General features: G+C 56.0%; 15 protein-coding genes and 1 pseudogene. 10 read left to right on the forward strand and 6 right to left on the reverse strand.

Translation table 11 applies throughout. The annotated features are described in order from the left end of the window. Positions 1-379: 379 nt before the first annotated feature. From AC07U6_RS16615 to AC07U6_RS16640, 6 genes are all read left to right on the forward strand, one after another. Complete coding sequence (locus tag AC07U6_RS16615) at positions 380-946, forward strand: spore coat protein U domain-containing protein (RefSeq protein WP_494763849.1); 567 nt, start codon at positions 380-382, stop codon at positions 944-946. Positions 947-960: 14 nt separating this feature from the next. Next, a complete protein-coding gene (locus AC07U6_RS16620) occupies positions 961-1,494 on the forward strand; it encodes a Csu type fimbrial protein (protein ID WP_494763850.1) in 534 nt (177 codons plus the stop codon). A 25-nt stretch (positions 1,495-1,519) separates the two neighbouring features. After that, positions 1,520-2,245, forward strand: coding sequence for a fimbrial biogenesis chaperone (locus AC07U6_RS16625; protein WP_494764557.1), 726 nt, complete (start codon positions 1,520-1,522; stop codon positions 2,243-2,245). A gap of 3 nt (positions 2,246-2,248) precedes the next feature. Continuing rightward, positions 2,249-4,675 (forward strand): fimbria/pilus outer membrane usher protein, encoded by a 2,427-nt coding sequence (locus AC07U6_RS16630; protein WP_494764818.1) that lies wholly within the window; start codon positions 2,249-2,251, stop codon positions 4,673-4,675. Then, on the forward strand, positions 4,672-5,658 hold the full coding sequence (locus AC07U6_RS16635; RefSeq protein ID WP_494763852.1) for a Csu type fimbrial protein: 987 nt from the start codon (positions 4,672-4,674) through the stop codon (positions 5,656-5,658). The genes AC07U6_RS16630 and AC07U6_RS16635 overlap by 4 nt, the downstream gene beginning before the upstream one ends. A 146-nt stretch (positions 5,659-5,804) precedes the next feature. Beyond that, positions 5,805-7,124 (forward strand): MFS transporter, encoded by a 1,320-nt coding sequence (locus AC07U6_RS16640; RefSeq protein ID WP_494763853.1) that lies wholly within the window; start codon positions 5,805-5,807, stop codon positions 7,122-7,124. Positions 7,125-7,882: 758 nt separating this feature from the next. Here AC07U6_RS16640 and exbD read toward each other — a convergent pair. Continuing rightward, positions 7,883-8,305: a TonB system transport protein ExbD gene (gene exbD, locus AC07U6_RS16645; RefSeq protein ID WP_494763854.1), complete on the reverse strand. Its 423-nt coding sequence runs from the start codon at positions 8,303-8,305 to the stop codon at positions 7,883-7,885. A gap of 5 nt (positions 8,306-8,310) precedes the next feature. After that, positions 8,311-9,045 (reverse strand): tol-pal system-associated acyl-CoA thioesterase, encoded by a 735-nt coding sequence (gene exbB, locus AC07U6_RS16650; protein ID WP_494763855.1) that lies wholly within the window; start codon positions 9,043-9,045, stop codon positions 8,311-8,313. Between the two features lie 248 nt (positions 9,046-9,293). Here exbB and metC point away from each other — a divergent pair, with 248 nt between their 5' ends. Both metC and AC07U6_RS16660 read left to right on the forward strand, forming a co-directional pair. Further along, on the forward strand, positions 9,294-10,484 hold the full coding sequence (metC, locus tag AC07U6_RS16655; protein WP_494763856.1) for a cystathionine beta-lyase: 1,191 nt from the start codon (positions 9,294-9,296) through the stop codon (positions 10,482-10,484). A 114-nt stretch (positions 10,485-10,598) separates the two neighbouring features. After that, positions 10,599-11,255: a DedA family protein gene (locus AC07U6_RS16660; RefSeq protein WP_494763857.1), complete on the forward strand. Its 657-nt coding sequence runs from the start codon at positions 10,599-10,601 to the stop codon at positions 11,253-11,255. A 12-nt stretch (positions 11,256-11,267) separates the two neighbouring features. Here the strand turns inward: AC07U6_RS16660 and AC07U6_RS16665 are convergent, their stop codons facing one another. Continuing rightward, positions 11,268-12,158 (reverse strand): AraC family transcriptional regulator, encoded by an 891-nt coding sequence (locus tag AC07U6_RS16665; protein WP_494763858.1) that lies wholly within the window; start codon positions 12,156-12,158, stop codon positions 11,268-11,270. Positions 12,159-12,330: 172 nt separating this feature from the next. Here AC07U6_RS16665 and yqhD point away from each other — a divergent pair. After that, positions 12,331-13,486: pseudogene (gene yqhD / locus AC07U6_RS16670) on the forward strand (alcohol dehydrogenase). An 86-nt stretch (positions 13,487-13,572) separates the two neighbouring features. Then, a complete protein-coding gene (gene dkgA / locus AC07U6_RS16675; RefSeq protein ID WP_494763859.1) occupies positions 13,573-14,397 on the forward strand; it encodes a 2,5-didehydrogluconate reductase DkgA in 825 nt (274 codons plus the stop codon). 47 nt (positions 14,398-14,444) lie between these two features. Here dkgA and ftsP read toward each other — a convergent pair whose 3' ends face one another. From ftsP to parC, 3 genes are all read right to left on the reverse strand, one after another. After that, positions 14,445-15,860: a cell division protein FtsP gene (ftsP, locus tag AC07U6_RS16680; RefSeq protein WP_494763860.1), complete on the reverse strand. Its 1,416-nt coding sequence runs from the start codon at positions 15,858-15,860 to the stop codon at positions 14,445-14,447. A gap of 123 nt (positions 15,861-15,983) precedes the next feature. After that, positions 15,984-16,721, reverse strand: a complete 738-nt coding sequence (locus tag AC07U6_RS16685) for a 1-acylglycerol-3-phosphate O-acyltransferase (RefSeq protein ID WP_494763861.1) — start codon at positions 16,719-16,721, stop codon at positions 15,984-15,986. A 150-nt stretch (positions 16,722-16,871) separates the two neighbouring features. Continuing rightward, on the reverse strand, positions 16,872-19,145 hold the full coding sequence (gene parC, locus AC07U6_RS16690; protein ID WP_494763862.1) for a DNA topoisomerase IV subunit A: 2,274 nt from the start codon (positions 19,143-19,145) through the stop codon (positions 16,872-16,874). Positions 19,146-19,166 lie beyond the last annotated feature (21 nt).

The raw sequence follows: 19,166 nt of genomic DNA on the forward strand, positions 1-19,166 counted from the left end.
TCCCTATAATTTATAAAGTTTATTAATCTTCCTCTCCTTGAGAGTGAAAATAGCATCACCTCAAAATTTCGCCTAGTTGATGGTAAGAATATTCTTGAAATTCTTTTCCCCACGCCAAACTCAAAAGGATCGTCCATTAATAAACTTCGTCGCCGAAATATAATTTTTTTTCATTAAGAGGCTTCACACCGCGAAAACACCTGCCTATAGTTAATTCAAATAATTTAACCTGTTAAGACAGGTAACATAATATGACCGAAGTACGCTTCAGTCATAGTTTGGTTATTTTTCCCTTACCTTTGCTGCGTTTAGCGTTGCTGCCGTGGCATTTCATCAGGCGAAAAAGTTCTTTACTCACTCTAATCATTAAGGAATGGTTATGAAAATAAAGCTTTTTCTGCTGGGCTGTGGTCTGAGTATGGGTGTGGCCACCTCGGGGATTGCTGCAACCACCGGGACCATTGAGGCAACACTGACCTTAACCGCCGGCTGTCTGGTCAACGGACAACCGGCCACCACCAACGCCAACTTCGGTTCACTTAACTTCGGTAGCCAGGTTGCCACCTTCGGTTCATTACAGGCCGCGGTTAGCGGGTCGCAGGGGGCCGGTATTTTCGTCCGCTGTACCGCCGGTGAAGACTATAATCTGCAAATTACCGGCAGCCTGAACACCGCGCCCACCACCGTGTTCGGCACCGCTCCGACGACCGGTGCGCGCTACCTGATCCGCGCTACCGATGCAACGCGCGGCGTGGTTTATGGCCTTTACCCTTCTGCGGCGTCCACCACGCCGATTGTCAATAACACCACCGTCACTCCGCTGGGAACTGCCGATCAGACCTACGGCGATAACTACACCATCTACGGTAAAATCGACGGCAACAACAGCGCCCTCGTCCCCGTCGGGGTTTATGTCGATACGATCAATGTAGCCGTAAACTACTGATAGTTGGCAAAAGTATGGTGCAGGATCGCATCCATTCATTGACGTTCTGCTGGCACTTACTCACTCCGCTGCTGCTCAGCAGCAGCGGGTGGTCAATGCCAAATCCCGTCGCCGTTGAGGTGAAAGCCAGCATCGTTAACGGCTGCGTGATTTCCGGTACGAATCCGAGCGCGATAGGTACGCTCAATTTCGGAACGCTACCCGGCATCAACTCTACTGCGACAACGGCTAGCGCGGTCTTTGCCAACAATACCACCATCATTCTGGCCTGCACGCCGGATACCACGCTGACGATGAGCATCAACGGTGGCCTTAATTACGCCAACGGCAGCCGCAATATGAAGATCGCGAATAATACCGACGTCGTGCCCTACGCCCTGTATACCAACGCCGCACATACCGCGGCAATCCCGCTAAATACGGCTCTGACCGTTACTTACAACAATGCAAGCAATATTACGTTGCCAATTTATGGCCTGGCGCAGATCCCACGGGTTAACCGGGCCGGCACCTACACCGATACGTTAACGGTAACGTTAAACTGGTGATTTATTTCAAAGAAAGGAAACGCTCATTATGAAACACTCGCGCATCACCGGATTCGGCTTTCTGCTTTTAGTCTCTTTTGTTGCTTTTAACAGCTGGGCGGCAAACTCGGTGCTTTTGTGGCCGATCGACCCGAAAATTGCGAGCGATGAGAAAGCCACCGAGCTGTGGATGGAAAACCGTGGGGACAGCACCACGCTGATGCAGGTTCGCGTGTTCCTCTGGCAGCAGAAGGACGGCCAGGACCAGTATCAAACTCAGCAGCAGGTGCTGGCCAGCCCGCCAATGGTGCGGATTGAGCCCGGAAAAAAACAGCTGATTCGCCTGGTGAAACAAACGCCGGTCCCTGCCGGTGAAGAAACGGCATTCCGCATTCTGATTGACGAGCTCCCGTCGCCGCAGGCGCAAAACACATCGCAAAATCAGGCCGGGCTGAATTTCCAGATGCGCTATACCGTGCCGCTGTTCATTTACGGTAACGGTGCCAGCGTCACCAGCAGCAAACCGCAGCTGGCATGGAAGCTGGTTAACAAAGATGGCCATCAGGCGCTCGAAATTACCAACAGCGGTAGCGGGCACGCCCGCCTGAGCCACGTCTCGCTCGGCGGGCGCAGCGTTTCCGACAGCCTGCTCGGCTACGTTTTACCGCATTCGAGCAATACTTTCCCCCTCAGTTTTTCGGCAGCGGCGAATGCTGAACTGAGTGCGCAATTGAGTGATAAAACCGTCTGGCGCGGCCGCAGTTCACGCTAACCGATGAAGATTGACTTCGTGGCGTCAACTCCCCTGAAGCTGGCTATTATCGGCCTGAGCGGCTGCCTGCTGCCGCTGTTCGCCGGTGCCGAAACCTGGAACGCACTGCCGCCGCCGCCGACGGCGCCGGCTCCTGCGGGCGAGGCACAAAGCTGGATGCTGGGGCTGATGTTAAACGGCTACGATACCGGTGAGGTAGTCAGCGTTCAGTTCCAGGGCGATCACTATGTGATGCGCGCCGGCGATTTAATGAAGGCAGGCATCCCCAGCTCGAAGATTAACTCGACGATGATGGACGTCTCGGCGATGGAAAACGTCAAGGCCGAGTATGACCGTCATGGGCAGCGCCTGCTGCTGACGGTGCCGCCGGAGTGGCTACCGCAGCAAACATTCGGTAAAGCCATCCAAAACGGCCCCCGCATTGACGGCCTCAGCAGCGCGGGTGCGCTGTTCAATTACAATGTTTACGGCAGCCAGACCGACAGCGGCGGCAGTCGTCTTTCGGCCTGGAACGAGCTGCGTCTGTTTGGTGGCTGGGGGCAGTTTTCCAACAGCGGCATTTTACAGCGCCAGCTGTCCGGCGACACCGATCTGGGCAATACCTATACCCGCTATGACACCTGGTGGTCGAATCAGAATGAAGATAATGCGCTGACCCTGCGGGTGGGCGATCTGGTGACCGATTCCCTGGCGTGGAGCAGCAGCGTGCGCGTCGGCGGCATTCAGCTGGCGCGTGACTTCTCGCTGCGACCCGATTTAATTACTTACCCCCTTCCCTCGTTCTCGGGCCAGGCCGCCGTGCCGTCCACCGTCGATCTGTTTGTCAACGGTTACCGTACCAGCAGCAACAGCGTGCAGCCTGGACCCTGGTCAATGACCAATCTGCCGTTCGTTAGCGGCGCGGGCAGCGCGGTGGTGGTGACCACCGATGCTCAGGGACGCCAGGTGACCACCACCCTGCCGTTTTACGTCGCCAGTAATCTCCTGCAGAGCGGCCTGTCGGACTATGCGGTTTCTACCGGGGCGCTGCGCGAGAATTACGGCCTGGAAAACTTTGACTACGGCCCGCTGACCGCCAGCGGCTCTTACCGCTATGGCTTAACCGACTGGTTAACTCTGGAGAGCCATGCCGAAACGGCCGAGTCACTGGCACAGCTGGGGGGAGGCGGTCAGTTGCGGGTCGGTTCGCTGGGCGTGGTCAACGGCTCCGTCAGCCAGAGCCAGATGATGGGGCAAAGCGGTAATCAGTACAGCTGGGGCTATCAGTACAGTACGGGCCTGTTTTCCGTAGGCATGCAGCAAACGCTACGATCCAGCGGCTATGGCAACCTCGCGCTGTACGGTGACCGCGACAATGGCGAAACGTGGAACAATGCCGACCAGGAATACTACACGCTGAGCCGGCGCAGTGCTCAGTACAGCGCCAGCCTGTCGCTCGATCAATACGGCAGCCTGGGTGCCGCGCTGATCGACATAACCAGCGGCAACGGCGATCGTACCCGGCTAATCAACCTGACCTGGAGCCGCGGACTGTGGGGTGGCAGCAGCATTTATGTCTCCGCGAGCCGGGACGATCAGGCGGAAAACTGGGCGGGTGCCATTTCGCTCAGCGTGCCGTTCAGCAGCCTGATCAGCGGCGGGACCAGTATAGAACGCGATGCTGAGGGCAAAAATTCCCAGCGCCTGTTTGTCTCCCGCGCGATGCCGAGCGACGGCGGCTTCGCCTGGGATGCCTCATGGGCGAATCAGAGCAGCAGTGGCGACTACCGCCAGGGCAGCCTGCGCTGGCGTAACCAGCAGGTGGAAACGTCCGGCGGCTTCTACGGTGACGATGAATACATGACCAAGTGGGGCCAGGTTAACGGCTCGCTGGTGCTGATGGACGGCCAGCTGTTTGCCGCCAATCAGGTGACCGACTCCTTTGTACTGGTGAAAACGGGCTACCCGAATGTTGGCGTACGCTTCGAGAACCAGTTACAGGGCAAGACCAATAATAAAGGGTACTTGCTGGTGCCGCGCGTGACCTCAAACTATGCCGCTAAATATGATATCGACACGCTCGACCTGCCCGCTAACCTGGGTAGCGCAGATGTGGAAAAACGCGTGGCGGTGAAGCGCCAGAGTGGCTATATGCTGGATATGGAAATCAAGCAGCTGCGCGCCGCCAGCGTCATTATCAACGATCAACACGGCCAGCCGCTGCCGGTGGGGACCGCAATTATCCGTACCGCTCCACCGGCGGAAGTAGTCGGCTGGGATGGCATCGTGTGGATGGATAACCTTGAGCAGCGTAACTCGATTCGCGCCAGAACGCCGGACGGCAGCACCTGCGAGACGGAACTCACCCTGCCGAAAGAAATGCCGGACACGCTGGTGACCTATGGTCCGCTGGTTTGCCCGCTGTCGTCCCCTTCAGGAACTACACCATGAAACGAGTTTTATTATTCCTGACCTTTATTCTGCTGATGAGCGGATCGTGGCTGGCGCAGGCGGCCTGTACCCTTAGCCCGACAAGTGCGACGGCCAGCTTTGGTACCATGACCTCGTTTGCGGTCACCACCGCGCAAACCACGCTGAATGGCACCTACACTGTCGATTGTGGTGCCGGGGTATTAACGTTGCTGGGCAACGACAATATCACCGTCAGACTGACGGCTGCGACCTTCTCATCCAGTACAACCCAGGCGGCGCTTGGGCTGGGCACCGATCGTATACCGCTGCAGGTGTGTACCGACGCCAACTGCACATCGGTGGCCACGCTGGGCGGCACGGGAGTGATTATTCCACGCAGTACCCTGCTGGACCTCGCCGGGCTGTTAAATGGATATCGCTTTCCGATCCCGCTGTATGTACACCAGATGCCCGGCGCGGTGGTGGCAGCTGGTAACTATACAGTGCTGCTGACGGTGACATTTACCTATGACATCTGTACCGCTATTGGCATTGGCAATTTCTGTGTGCTGGGCAACCGCCAGCAGGGTACCTTATCTCTACCGATTACGCTGAATATGACCGTCACGCGCGACTGCACCACTATTACCGCGCCGGGCATTAACTTCGGTAGCGCGCCGCTGCCCGCCAACTTCCAGACGGTCAGCCAGTCACTGAATGTGATCTGCACCAAAGGCAGTACCTACACCGTGGGCATTACCAACGGCGGCTATCCCGTGGGCACCCAGCGCTATATGGCTTCCGGCAGTAACCGGCTGGCCTACCAGATTTATAAAGGCACCACCGGCACCACCTACTGGGGCCCGACCGGCACCGATCGCGTTGACAGCAGCACGGCCAGCGTCACCAGTACCGATGGCTTAACCAAAACCTTCAACTATCGCGCACTGATTATCAGTACCCAGACACCGCAGCCGGCGGGGAGCTATCTGGATTCGGTGTCCGTCGATGTTGCGTTTTAAATTAATGTGCAGATTTTAATCATCATGTGCATTGTTAATTATTTGTTACCAAAGTAAATATCCTGTGCCCGGTAACGGTGATGTGTATCACATTAATACCGTTACCGGCAGGCTAAAACGGGGGAAATTACAATAAGGATGTCCCCATGATCCCTGAGACAGTCAGCACTTCATCGCGGCAGGGCGGTGCCAGAACGATTTTTAACGTTACCAGCGGTAACTTCCTCGAAATGTACGATTTTATGGTGTTTGGCTACTACGCCACCGCCATCGCCAAAACCTTCTTTCCCGGCGACGATCCCTTCGCTTCACTGATGCTGACGCTGATGACCTTCGGCGCCGGGTTCCTGATGCGTCCGCTGGGGGCGATTATTCTCGGTTCCTATATCGACCGCCAGGGCCGCCGTAAAGGGCTGCTGTTAACGCTGGGGCTGATGGCTATCGGCACGCTGACCATTGCGCTGACGCCGGGCTATGCCACGTTGGGGATGGCAGCACCGGTACTGATCCTGCTGGGGCGTTTACTGCAGGGCTTTTCCGCCGGGGTGGAGCTGGGCGGCGTGTCGGTGTATCTCTCCGAGATTGCGCCTAAAGGTAAAAAAGGGTTCTACGTCAGCTGGCAGTCAGGCAGCCAGCAAATTGCGGTGATCTTCGCCGCGCTGCTCGGGCTGGGCCTGAATCATCTGCTGGATAAAGGCCAGGTCAGCGAATGGGGCTGGCGTATTCCGTTTGTCATTGGCTGCATGATTGTGCCGTTCCTGTTCTGGATACGCCGTGCTCTGGAAGAGACGGAAGCCTTCAGCCAGCGTAAACATCATCCCACCATGGGGCAGATTACCCGCTCGGTGGCGCGCAACTGGGCGCTGGTGCTGGCGGGTATGCTGATGGTGGTCACCACCACCGTGATGTTTTATATGATCACCGCGTTTACGCCGACGTTTGGCAAGACGGTGCTGATGATGAGCGATAAGCAGAGTTTTCTGGTGACGCTGTGCATCGGTATTTCCAATCTGTTCTGGCTGCCGGTCATGGGTGCCGCCTCCGATCGTTTTGGCCGCCGCCCGCTGCTGCTGCTGTTTACCGTCCTGATGATTTTGACCGCGTGGCCGGTGCTGCACTGGCTGGTCGGTTCACCGAGTTTTGCTCATCTGCTGGAGGCGGAGCTGTGGCTGTCGTTCCTTTACGGCAGTTATAACGGTGCGATGGTGGTGTATCTGGCCGAGGTGATGCCTGCCGAGGTGCGCGCAACCGGGTTTTCGCTGGCTTACAGCCTGGCTACGGCGCTGTTTGGCGGCTTTACGCCGGCGGTGTGCAGTTATCTGATTCATGCCACCGGCGACAAGGCGATGCCGGGCGTATGGCTGACCGTGGCGGCAGTGTGTGGCCTGGTCGGGACGCTGATTATTAAGCGGCTGGTTAAGCAGTATCAGGTTCGGCGGTTGTCAGAGCCGGCGATTCCGGTTTAGCTGGGGTCGGCTGGCCATTCGGTACTCACGCCTACGGGCTGTCTCCGCTCATCCGGCGGTCCTCGCGCCGCTTCGCGGTGCCATCACTCCGCTCGTCAGCCTCACGGACCGGCACAGACGCGCGTCCTGCGCGGCTGTGCCTTTCGGCCGCGTCCATGCGCCCGAATCCGGGCTTCCTCTCTCCGTTCAGCGCTGCGGATTGCCGGATGAGCGGAGACAGCCCGTCTGCTTTGCTCTGTTCGTGTTGCCTTTGCGATGACCACGACCTAAGCGAGCATGATTTAACCGGGGAAGCTGCTTCTGCGGTAATTAGTCAATACGCAGCGCTGAGGCGCAGGCGGCGGGGCCGGAGATACCAGGTGAAAAGAAGAAATGAGCGAATACAAAAAATGGCAGCTGGCAAGAAGCGAGCACGGTTTATGCGGGGGAGCAGCCTCTGCGGCGGTTGGGTAATCCGCAGCGCTGAGGCGCAGGCGGCGGGGCCGGATAGACCAGCAGGGATGCTGGGCTAAGGCCTGGCGCGGGCAGGACGCCCGCTCCGGGCCGATCCGCAAGACCCGCTGCCGGAGCCGAGGGCACCACGCAACGCGTGGCGCGAGGACCGCCCAACCGCCGCAGAGGCCGCTCACCGGACACCGAACCCACCTGCCACCTGCGGCACACATAAAAAAAACGCTATCTGAAAGACAGCGGTTTTATTTTAAACCGGAGAAACATCACCCGAAACGGCAGCCCTTAAATCGGCAACCGTTACCCGGTTATTTCGACACGGTTTCCATGCCCATCAGGCCAATTTTCAGATAACCCGCCTGACGCAGCTTATCCATCACGCCCATCAGCGTTTCGTAACTCACTGACTTATCGGCCTGGAAGAAGATAGTGGTATCTTTCTTGCCTTCGGTCTGCTTAATCAACGCATCCACCAGCGTCTCTTCCGATACCGCATCATTACCGATAAACAGCTGGTTGTCGGCCTTAATCGACAGATAAACCGGTTTTTCCGGGCGAGGCTGCGGGGTACTGGTTGAGGCCGGCAGATTGACGCGAACGTCAACGGTAGCAAGCGGCGCGGCGACCATAAAGATAATCAGCAGCACTAACATCACGTCGATAAACGGCGTCACGTTGATTTCGTGCATTTCACCGTTGCTATCGAGATCTTCGTTTAATCGCATTGCCATAACGCTTAACCTACCCGCAGTTTCTGCGCTGACTGAACGCGGTGAGAACCTTCGCTAGCGGCGAGGTCAAGATCGCGGCTTTGCAGCAGCAGAACCTGTGCAGCCACATCGCCCAGGGAGGCTTTATAGCTGGCAATCATACGGGCAAAGACGTTGTAGATAACAACCGCAGGAATTGCCGCAACCAGACCAATCGCAGTGGCCAGCAGCGCTTCCGCGATGCCCGGTGCCACAACGGCCAGGTTGGTTGTCTGAGTTTTCGCAATACCGATAAAGCTGTTCATGATGCCCCATACGGTACCGAAGAGACCCACGAATGGCGCAATCGCACCGATAGTCGCGAGGTAACCGTTACCGCGACCGGCGTGACGGCTGAAGGCGGCAATGCGGCGCTCAAGACGGAAGCCGGTGCGCTCTTTGATCCCGTTGTTATCATCGGTACCGGCAGAAAGCTCCAGCTCGTTTTCAGCTTCTTTAATCAGCAATGCGCTGAGGCTCTGATCGGTGAAACCGGCGCTGATTTTTGATGCTTCATCCAGCGAACGTACGGTTGCCAGCTGCTGCTGCTCGCGCTTCAGACGTCTGCGTGCGGAACTCAATTCGATTGTTTTGCTAAAGAAGATGGCCCAGGTGACAACGGATGCCAATAACAGTCCAATCATTACGGCTTTAACCACGATGTCTGCATGCTGGTACATGCCCCAGACGGAAAGGTCCATCTGCATCAAATCATTTGTCACGCTGTGTCTCCAACATCTAATTGCTGATAGCGAAAAAATTCAGGCCAGATCATACCAAACCCGTTAGGAATTGATAGTAGTTCTCATTACTATTTACACCCTATAAGACATTTTTTGAACACTTTTTTTCTCATTTGCGGATGTGATGGCGCTCACAGTGAAATTTTATCACTTACCTGCAGGCCGAATACCTCAGGAGAGGTAGCCGTGTTAACGTAAAACCATAACTGAATAAAGAGACCGTTTTAATGACCAGTAAAAAGATCGAAACGGCCCTGGTGGCCGCCGGACGCAGCAAACGATACACCCAGGGATCGGTGAACAGCGTGATCCAGCGCGCTTCTTCTCTGGTTTTTGACACCGTAGCCGATAAGAAACGCGCCACGGCCGGGCGCGCGAATGGCGAACTGTTTTATGGCCGCCGGGGTACCCTCACCCATTTTTCACTGCAGGATGCGATGACTGAACTGGAAGGTGGTGCGGGCTGCGTGCTGTATCCGTGCGGTGCTGCAGCCGTCGCTAACGCTATTCTGGCCTTTGTAAACGCCGGTGATAACGTGCTGATGAGCGGCAGCGTTTACGAACCCACTCAGGACTTTTGCACCAAAATCCTCAGCAAGCTGAACGTCAGCACCACCTGGTTCGATCACTGCATCGGGGCTGAGATCGCCGATTTGGTGCAGCCCAACACCCGCGTGGTGTTCCTTGAGTCGCCGGCCTCCATCACCATGGAAGTGCAGGATATTCCCTCAATCGTAGCGGCGGTGCGCAGCAAAGCACCGGATGCCATTATTATGGTCGATAATACCTGGGGCGCCGGTATCCTGTTCCGCGCGCTGGATGTCGGTGTAGATATCTCCATCCAGGCAGCGACCAAGTATCTGGTTGGCCACTCGGATGCGATGATCGGCACCGCCGTGGCCAATGAGCGCTGCTGGGCGCAGCTGCGCGAAAACTCCTATCTGATGGGCCAGATGGTCGATGCCGATACCGCCTATGTCACCAGCCGCGGGCTACGTACGCTGGCCGTGCGCCTGCGTCAGCATCAGGAGAGCAGCATTCAGGTTGCACAGTGGCTGGCAGATCGTGATGAAGTTGAGCGGGTGAATCATCCGGCGCTGCCGCAGTGCAAAGGCCATGAATTCTGGAAGCGAGATTTCAGCGGCTGCAGCGGCCTGTTCTCCTTTGTGCTGAAAGAACGCCTGAGCAGTGAACGGCTGGCGCATTACCTTGATAACTTCAACCACTTCAGCATGGCCTACTCCTGGGGTGGCTACGAGTCGCTGATCCTCGCCAATCAGCCTGAAGAACTGGCGGCTATCCGCCCCGCAGGCGGAGTGGATTTTAGCGGCACGCTGGTTCGGGTACATATCGGACTGGAGCACGTTGACGATCTGATCGAGGATCTGCGAGCAGGCTTCGACAGACTTAGACAATAATTTCCACTACTTCAACAAATTATCAATAAGGCGCACTGTTCGCGCCTTTGATCAAAATATCTGGCACGATTTGCGAGTACTATAGGGACATAGCTGTAGTTAACGGGATAACGAATGGGTGTTTTACACGAGATTGTTCAGGCGCTCTGGCATCAGGATTTTACCGCGCTGGCCAATCCGGATGTAATTTGGGTTGTTTACGGGATTATGTTTATCACGTTGCTGCTTGAAAATGGTTTGCTTCCGGCTTCATTCCTCCCCGGCGACAGCCTGCTGCTGCTGGCCGGTGCCATGGTCGCCAAAGGCGTTATGGCGTTTATTCCCACCATGCTGATCCTGACTGCCGCTGCCAGTATTGGCTGCTGGCTGAGCTATTTGCAGGGCCGCTGGCTGGGTAATACCCGGCTGGTGAAAGGCTGGCTGCTGCACCTTCCTGCACAGTATCACCAGAGGGCGTGGAATCTGTTTAACCGCCACGGGCTGCTGGCGCTGCTGGTTGGCCGCTTCCTCGCCTTTGTGCGAACCATTCTCCCCACCATGGCCGGTATTTCCGGGCTGAAAAACGGCCGTTTCCAGCTGTTTAACTGGCTCAGCGGACTGCTGTGGGTAACGATTCTGGTAACGCTCGGCTATGGCATCAGCCAGGTGCCGTTTATCAAACGCCATGAAGATCAGGTCATGGCGATTCTGATGATTCTGCCGCTGGTGCTGCTTTGTGCGGGGCTTACCGGTAGCGTGGTGCTGGTTCTGAGGCGTAAAAAGGCTCGCTAATCCGGGCCGGTTTTACCCCGGCTGCCGCATCCGCGTCATCTCTTCCCCCGGCGTCACGCCAAAGTAGCGTTTGAACTCGCGCGAGAACTGCGAGGCGCTTTCATATCCCACTTTCATGGCCGCCACGCTGGCCTTCATCCCTTCCTGCAGCATCATCATGCGCGCCTGATGCAGGCGGTATCTTTTCAGGTACTGCAACGGCGAGGTGCTGGTCACCGCCTTGAAGTTATGATGAAACGCCGAAACGCTCATGTTGGCCTCCGCTGCCAGCAGGTGAACGCTCAGGTTATCGGTGAAATGATGTTCAATGCGCCACAGTGCGCGGGCAATCTGGCTGAACTGCGTTTGTCGGCTGACCAATGCCAATAGCGCCCCACCGCACGGCCCCCGCAATACATAGTAGAGGATCTCACGCACCAGCTGTGGACCCAGCACGCGCGCGTCACGCGGATTGTTCATCATATCCAGCAGGCGTTCGGTGGCGTAGAGCATCTCTTCCGTCAGCAGCGCGGAGTGAATACCGCAGGTTTTTGGCTCAGGATGGAAAGCATCGTCATCACCAATATCCATCAGCAGATCCTGCAGCTTCAACGGATCGACCCGCAGCATCATGCCGGCCAGAGGCGCTTCCGGGGTGGCAAATGTTTCGCATTCAAACGGCAGCGGAACGGTCAGCATCAGGTATTTATTGGCGTCGCAGCTGAATACGCTGTTACCCAGGTAGCCGGTTTTTTGTCCCTGAAAAAGGATCACAATCGCTGGCTGATGCATCACCGGAGTGCGCGACATGTGTCTGTCAGCATAAATCAGGCTGATGCCGGGTACCGACGATATTCCCTTGTTCTGCGTCACCAGGCCGACCACTTGGCGGACCAGCCGTTCACACGTCGCGCTTCTGTTCATCCACTCTTCCCACTGCTAAAAGTTTTACGTCAGCATCATCACCTGACATCCGTCATTTCTCCAGCAGTTTGGAGAATCAGGCAAGATTCTGGCAGAAATGTGCATTGAGCAATGTTCACCTGCTGCGCACAATGATTCATCTGATAAGCGTCATCCTTCCAGGATTACCGCGATGAGCAATTTCGTACTGCACACGCCCACCCGCATCCTGTTTGGCAAGGAACAAATCTCCCAGCTGGCCGCATCCATCCCCGCCGACAGCAAGGTACTGATCCTGTTCAGCGGGGGCAGCGTTAAGAAAAATGGCGTGATGGACCAGGTCTACGGCGCGTTACAGGGCTTTGATGTTCAGGAGTTTGGCGGCATTGAACCTAACCCGGATTTCTCAACGCTGATGCAGGCGGTAGAGATCGTTAAACGGGATAACATCACCTTCCTGCTGGCGGTGGGTGGCGGTTCGGTGCCGGACGGCACTAAATTTATCGCCGCTGCGGCGCTTTATCCGCAGGACCCGTGGCATATTCTGGAAACCGGCGGCGCTGAAATTGAACAAGCGCTGCCTGTCGGGGCGGTGCTGACGCTGCCCGCGACGGGCTCCGAGTCCAACCGCAGCGCGGTGATTAACCGTCGCGCCACTCACGATAAGCGGGCGTTTCGCAGCAACCACCTGTTCCCACTTTTCGCGGTACTGGACCCGGTTTACACCTACAGCCTGCCGCCGCCAGATCGCCAACGGCGTAGTGGATGCCTTTGTGCATACCGTTGAGCAGTACCTTACCTATCCGGTTGATGCCCGCGTGCAGGACCGTTTTGCCGAAGGCCTGCTGCTGACGCTGGTGGAAGAAGGCCCTCGCGCGCTGGCGGAGCCGGAAAATTATGACGTCCGCGCCAACGTGATGTGGAGCGCAACCATGGCGCTGAACGGCCTGATCGGGGCTGGTGTGCCGCAGGACTGGTCAACGCATATGCTCGGACACGAGCTGACCGCGCTGCACGGCATTGACCACGCACAGACGCTGGCTATCGTGCTGCCGTCGCTGCTGAATATCAAACGCAATACCAAACGGGAAAAACTGCTGTAGTATGCAGAGCGCGTCTGGGGGATCGCCGACGGCAGTGAAGCGGAACGTATTGACGGCGCGATTGCCGCTACGCGAGAATTTTTCGAGCGGATGGGTATCGCTACCCGGATGTCCGATTATCAGCTCGACGGTTCATCGATCCCCGCCCTGCTGGAAAAACTGGCAGAAAAAGGGCTTACCGCGCTGGGTGAACGGCAGGACATTACGCTGGAAATCAGCCGCCAGATCTATCTGGACGCACACTAGCCCCCACGAATCTTCTGCTTATCAACTAGACTTAATTCCATCAACCGGTGCCCCTGCACTGGTTTTTCCGCAGAAAAGGAGCGAACATGGCAGATCAACCAATCATTAAACTGCACGATGGCAATATGATGCCGCAGCTTGGGCTGGGCGTCTGGCAGGCCAGCGTGGATGAAGCGAGAAGTGCGGCGGTGACCGCGCTGGACGTCGGTTATCGTTCGATTGATACCGCAGCGATCTACAAAAATGAAGAGGGCATCGGCCAGGCACTGCGTGAAACTAACGTGGCGCGGGAGGATATTTTTGTCACCACCAAACTTTGGAATGACGACCAGCTGAATGCTGAAAAGGCGCTGGAAGCCAGCCTGAAAAAACTGCAGCTGGATACGGTAGACCTTTACCTGATGCACTGGCCATGCCCGGAAAAAGATACGTTTGTCGCAGCATGGCAGGCCATGATCAAGCTCCAGCAGCAGGGGCTGACCAAAAGTATCGGCGTGTGTAACTTCAACGAGCCGCATCTAAAGCGATTGCTGGATGAAACCGGCGTCAGCCCGGTAATCAACCAGGTCGAGCTGCACCCGATGCTGCAACAGCGCACTCTGCATTCATGGAACGCGATGCATCATATTCAAACGGAATCATGGAGCCCGCTGGCACAGGGCGGTGAGGGTGTTTTCGATCAGGAGATTATCAAACGGCTGGCGCAGAAATACGGCAAAACCCCGGCACAGATTGTTATCCGCTGGCATCTGGACAGTGGTTTGGTGGTGATACCGAAATCCGTGACGCCATCGCGTATTAAAGAGAACTTTGAAGTCTTTGATTTCCGACTGGAGAAAACAGAAGTCAGTGAAATCGCCTCGCTCGATCGTAATAACCGCCTGGGTCCTGACCCGGAAAGCTTCAACTAGTCCGCCACGATTTGCCCGCTTCAACAGCGGGCAAATCGCCCTGTATCTTATAACACAGGGTTTACCAGCATCTGCCCCGCCGTGCCGCGATCGGCCATTTCCAGCATCTGGCTGTAATAAACAAACGGGAAGTGATCGGAAGATGACTGAGTAAATGACACCAGCAGCTCCACATCACCATCTATCCACACCGTATCTTTCCAGCCACGATCTTCGGCCATGGTCTGCGCACCATTGACACTCTTAATCAGAAACATCACGCCCTGAATATGAAACGCCTGCGGTATATCTGAGTGAATAATCCAGCGTTCAAAACTGCCCTGCTGCGCCTGAGTGTCAATTCGAGACATGTCCCACAGCGCACCATTAATACCGGGCGTGGAGTCACCCAGGCGAAATTCACGGGTGCGGCTGACAGTACCAGGAATAATTTGGTCCGCCAGAATACGCATAGGTAAGTTATCGGTTACTAACGGTAACAGCCCCGTAGGACGTAGGGTCAGCACCAGTGTGGAAATGAGAATACGGGAAGGTTCAAAAATGCCACGCAGCCGATCGACAAAACCTGCCGCTTCACCTGCGGTAATCGAAACTTCATCGCCCTGTGTCATATCAACCAGGACTTCACGACGCTCACCGGGTGCCAGCGACAGTTGTTCAACGACGGCCGGCGCAGGCAAAAAGCCCTGATCGCTGGCAATAACATTGAATGGGCGGGCATCGCTCATACGCAATTGGTAGCGGCGGGCATTGGAGGCATTCAGCAAACGCAGACGCACCCAGCCGCGTGAAACTTCAAGGAAAGGATTCTGTACGCCGTTAACCAGCAGCGTATCACCAATAAAGCCACCGTCGCCGGGCGGGTCATATTCGGGCGAGCCGAAATTATCGAGTCGTTTGTCCTGAATAATTAGCGGGAAGTCGTCCACGCCGTAGTGTTTGGGAATAGGTAAGGACTTACTAACTTCATCCTCCACCAGCCACATTCCCGCCAGCCCGTTATAGACATGTGGGGCCATGCGATTCGGCGTGTTGGCATGATACCAGCAGGTTGCAGCAGCCTGGCGGATGGGAATGACCGGTGACCAGTCAATGCCCGGTGACATCATGCGGGCAGCTCCCCCCATCAGCACACCCGGCACCTGCAGGCCGCTAACGGTCATGGCTACCGGTTCATTTAGCCGGTTGCTGTAGATCAGTTTGACGTCATCACCGCTCCATACGCGTACCGTCGGACCAAGATAAAGGCCGTTAAAGCCCCATACCTGCGCCTTGCTGCTACCGTCGAAAGACCAGTGGCTACGCTGCATCGTCAGGAACAGCGGCTGCCCACGGCGAGACTCAATCAGCGGCGGAACCGGCAGTGGCGTGCCCGGCCCGGCAGCTCGCACGCTGAACGGTAACGAAGAAGCACAAAGGGCAATGCCTGAGGCCTTAAAGAAATGACGACGACTGAGGGACATACCCGACTCCGTAAGCCAAAAACGGCCAACAGGGCGGCCGAAATCCATTGTTATCATTGTGCGCGGGCTGTGCTGCCGCATGAACAACTACAGTGAGCGTGACGCCATGCTCACTCCGATAATTTATAGCTTACCTGATGCTTCGCGTGCAGCGACTTCAGCATTTAACTCATCAAGTTTTGCCGACATCAGCTCGCGGCAGTGGGTAGCCAGCTTACGAACAGACTGATTTTCAAATGATTTTGTATCGACCGGTGGCATCATTTCAACGATAGCAAGGCCATTTTTCAACCTGTTCAGTTTGATTTTGTCATGCGTGTTGGAAACCACGACCGGAATAATCGGCACACCGGCAGCAACTGCGGCATGAAACGCACCGGTTTTGAACGGCAGCAGCCCACGCCCGCGGCTACGCGTACCTTCCGGAAACATCCAGAATGAGATTTTCTTCTTCTGGAACTCGTTAACCAGTTCACCAATGGTACTGTGCGCCTTGGCTCGATTATCACGATCGATCAACAAATTACCTGTCAGCCAGTAGAGCAGACCGAAGAAAGGAACCCACAGCAGGCTTTTTTTGCCAACGGTAACAGTCGTTGGCTCAACGATATTCGCCGCGGTGATCATGTCGTAGTTGTTCTGATGATTACAGATATAGATCGCGTTGGGGAAATTTTCATGGCCTTCGGGGCGACGCAATTCAACCTTTAAGCCAAACACCGGGGCCAGCCGGCCGAAAAGACGGCCAAAGGTAGAAACATGCCTCGGGTTTCGTGGGCTGAACAGGCAATAAATACAGCCAAAAACACAAACCAGTATCGAATAAATAATAACTACAATGATACGTAAAATAGAGAGCATCACAACCTCGTTAGTGCATGCCGACAACGTATGCTGACCGAATGATTTCGGCGTCATACGCTGACTAAAAGTGGCTTAACTGTTTTTTATTTGATGATTTCGGCAGGCTGAAGACCTTGACGTCCCCAGCCTGCAATCGGCACAGGAGAACTACTCCTCGTTGTCATCTACGACAGGGCGTGACGGACCATCAACATCAACACGATCGATACGCTGCAGTCCACGCGGCAGCTGGGTGCCACGGCGTCCACGTTCAGCACGGAACTTCTGTAAATCTTCCGCTTTAAGCGTCAGCTTACGCTTGCCGACGTACAGAGTAATGGCACTTTGCGGTGTCAGCAACAATAACCAGGCCAACTTATCTTCACCCGATGCCGCCTGAGCAGCCGGGATAGAGATAATCTTGTTGCCCTTCCCTTTGGAGAGCTGCGGCAGGTCGCCAACCGGGAACATCAGCATACGTCCGGCGGCGGTAATCGCCAGCAGCAGATCGTCATCGCCGTGGATGGCCAGTGGCGTCATGACTTTGGCACTTTCCGGCAGGCTGAGCAGCGCTTTACCGGCACGGTTGCGGGAAACCAGATCGTTGAAGGTGCAGACAAATCCGTAACCTGCGTCCGATGCCATCAGCAGCCGCTGCTCATCGGCCTCCATCAGTACCTGTTCAACTATCGCCCCCGGCGGCGGCGTCAGCTTACCAGTGAGCGGCTCGCCCTGCCCGCGCGCCGACGGCAGCGTGACCGGGTCGAGCGCATAGCTGCGCCCGGTGGAGTCAATAAAGGCTACCGGCTGGTTGCTCTTACCGCGCGCCGCTGCACGATAGCTGTCCCCGGCTTTATAGCTGAGACCTGCCGGATCGATATCGTGCCCTTTGGCGCTCCGCACCCAGCCCATTTGCGACAGAACAATGGTCACCGGCTCGGAAGGCACCAGTTCGTGCTCGCTGATGGCTTTCGCTTCTTCACGTTCACGCAGAGGAGAACGACGGTCGTCACCATAGGTGTCGCTATCGGCCTGCAGCTCTTTTTTCAGCAGCGTATTCATTTTACGTTCAGACGCCAGAATGCCCTGCAGGTGATCGCGCTCCTTTTCCAGCTCATCCTGCTCGCCGCGAATTTTCATCTCTTCCAGCTTGGCGAGATGGCGCAGTTTCAGTTCCAGAATGGCTTCAGCCTGGGTTTCTGAAATGTCGAAACGTGACATCAGTACCGGCTTCGGCTCATCTTCACTGCGAATGATATGGATTACTTCATCGATATTCAGGAAAGCCACCAGTAAACCGGCAAGGATATGCAGGCGCTTCAGGACTTTCTCAAGACGATAGTTCAGACGGCGACGAACGGTATCACGGCGATAGACCAGCCACTCGCTGAGGATCTCCAGCAGGTTTTTCACCGCCGGGCGGTTATCCAGACCAATCATATTAAGATTGATACGGTAGCTGCGTTCCAGATCGGTGGTGGCAAACAGATGGTTCATCACCTGTTCCAGATCGACACGGTTGGAGCGCGGCACGATCACCAGGCGGGTAGGATTCTCATGGTCCGACTCATCACGCAGATCCTCCACCATCGGCAGCTTTTTATTACGCATCTGCGCGGCAATTTGTTCCAGCACGCGGGCGCCGGAAACCTGGTGCGGCAGCGCGGTGATCACCACGTCGCCATCCTCTTTTTTCCATACTGCGCGCATGCGAACCGAACCGCGGCCGCTTTGGTAAATTTTGCGGATCTCACTGCGCGGCGTGATGATTTCGGCTTCAGTAGGATAATCCGGCCCCTGGACGATATCCAACAGCTCATCCAGCGTGGTTTTCGGGCTATCGATCAGCGCGATCGCCGCCCTGGCCACTTCGCGCAGGTTATGCGGCGGGATATCCGTTGCCATGCCGACCGCAATACCGGTGGTGCCGTTCAGCAGGATATTAGGTAGCCGCGCAGGCAGCATCTTCGGCTCCTGCATGGTGCCGTCAAAGTTCGGAATGTAATCGACCGTTCCCTGCCCCAGCTCGCCCAGCAGCACTTCGGCATACTTTGACAGGCGAGACTCCGTATAGCGCATCGCTGCGAAGGATTTCGGGTCGTCCGGTGCCCCCCAGTTACCCTGACCATCGACCAGCGGGTAACGATAGGAGAACGGCTGCGCCATCAGCACCATCGCTTCATAGCAGGCGCTGTCGCCGTGAGGATGATATTTACCGAGTACGTCACCCACGGTACGGGCTGACTTTTTAAATTTCGCGCTGTTACTCAGTCCCAGCTCAGACATCGCGTAAACAATACGGCGCTGTACCGGCTTGAGGCCGTCGCCAATATAGGGAAGTGCGCGGTCCATGATCACGTACATGGAGTAATTAAGGTACGCATTTTCTGTAAACTTGTGCAGCGCAAGGCGCTCGGCACCATCCTGCATCAGATCGCTCATTGTTCTCTTTTCCTCACATTG

Source organism: Erwinia sp. GW821-FHT03D09, assembly GCF_059420805.1.

Coding starts and splice junctions, on each gene's coding strand:
- AC07U6_RS16615 (WP_494763849.1), top strand. CDS start 380: ATGAAAATAAAGCTTTTTCTGCTGGGCTGTGGTCTGAGTATGGGTGTG.
- AC07U6_RS16620 (WP_494763850.1), top strand. CDS start 961: ATGGTGCAGGATCGCATCCATTCATTGACGTTCTGCTGGCACTTACTC.
- AC07U6_RS16630 (WP_494764818.1), top strand. CDS start 2,249: ATGAAGATTGACTTCGTGGCGTCAACTCCCCTGAAGCTGGCTATTATC.
- AC07U6_RS16635 (WP_494763852.1), top strand. CDS start 4,672: ATGAAACGAGTTTTATTATTCCTGACCTTTATTCTGCTGATGAGCGGA.
- AC07U6_RS16640 (WP_494763853.1), top strand. CDS start 5,805: ATGATCCCTGAGACAGTCAGCACTTCATCGCGGCAGGGCGGTGCCAGA.
- exbD (WP_494763854.1), bottom strand. CDS start 8,305: ATGGCAATGCGATTAAACGAAGATCTCGATAGCAACGGTGAAATGCAC.
- metC (WP_494763856.1), top strand. CDS start 9,294: ATGACCAGTAAAAAGATCGAAACGGCCCTGGTGGCCGCCGGACGCAGC.
- AC07U6_RS16660 (WP_494763857.1), top strand. CDS start 10,599: ATGGGTGTTTTACACGAGATTGTTCAGGCGCTCTGGCATCAGGATTTT.
- AC07U6_RS16665 (WP_494763858.1), bottom strand. CDS start 12,158: ATGAACAGAAGCGCGACGTGTGAACGGCTGGTCCGCCAAGTGGTCGGC.
- dkgA (WP_494763859.1), top strand. CDS start 13,573: ATGGCAGATCAACCAATCATTAAACTGCACGATGGCAATATGATGCCG.
- ftsP (WP_494763860.1), bottom strand. CDS start 15,860: ATGTCCCTCAGTCGTCGTCATTTCTTTAAGGCCTCAGGCATTGCCCTT.
- AC07U6_RS16685 (WP_494763861.1), bottom strand. CDS start 16,721: ATGCTCTCTATTTTACGTATCATTGTAGTTATTATTTATTCGATACTG.
- parC (WP_494763862.1), bottom strand. CDS start 19,145: ATGAGCGATCTGATGCAGGATGGTGCCGAGCGCCTTGCGCTGCACAAG.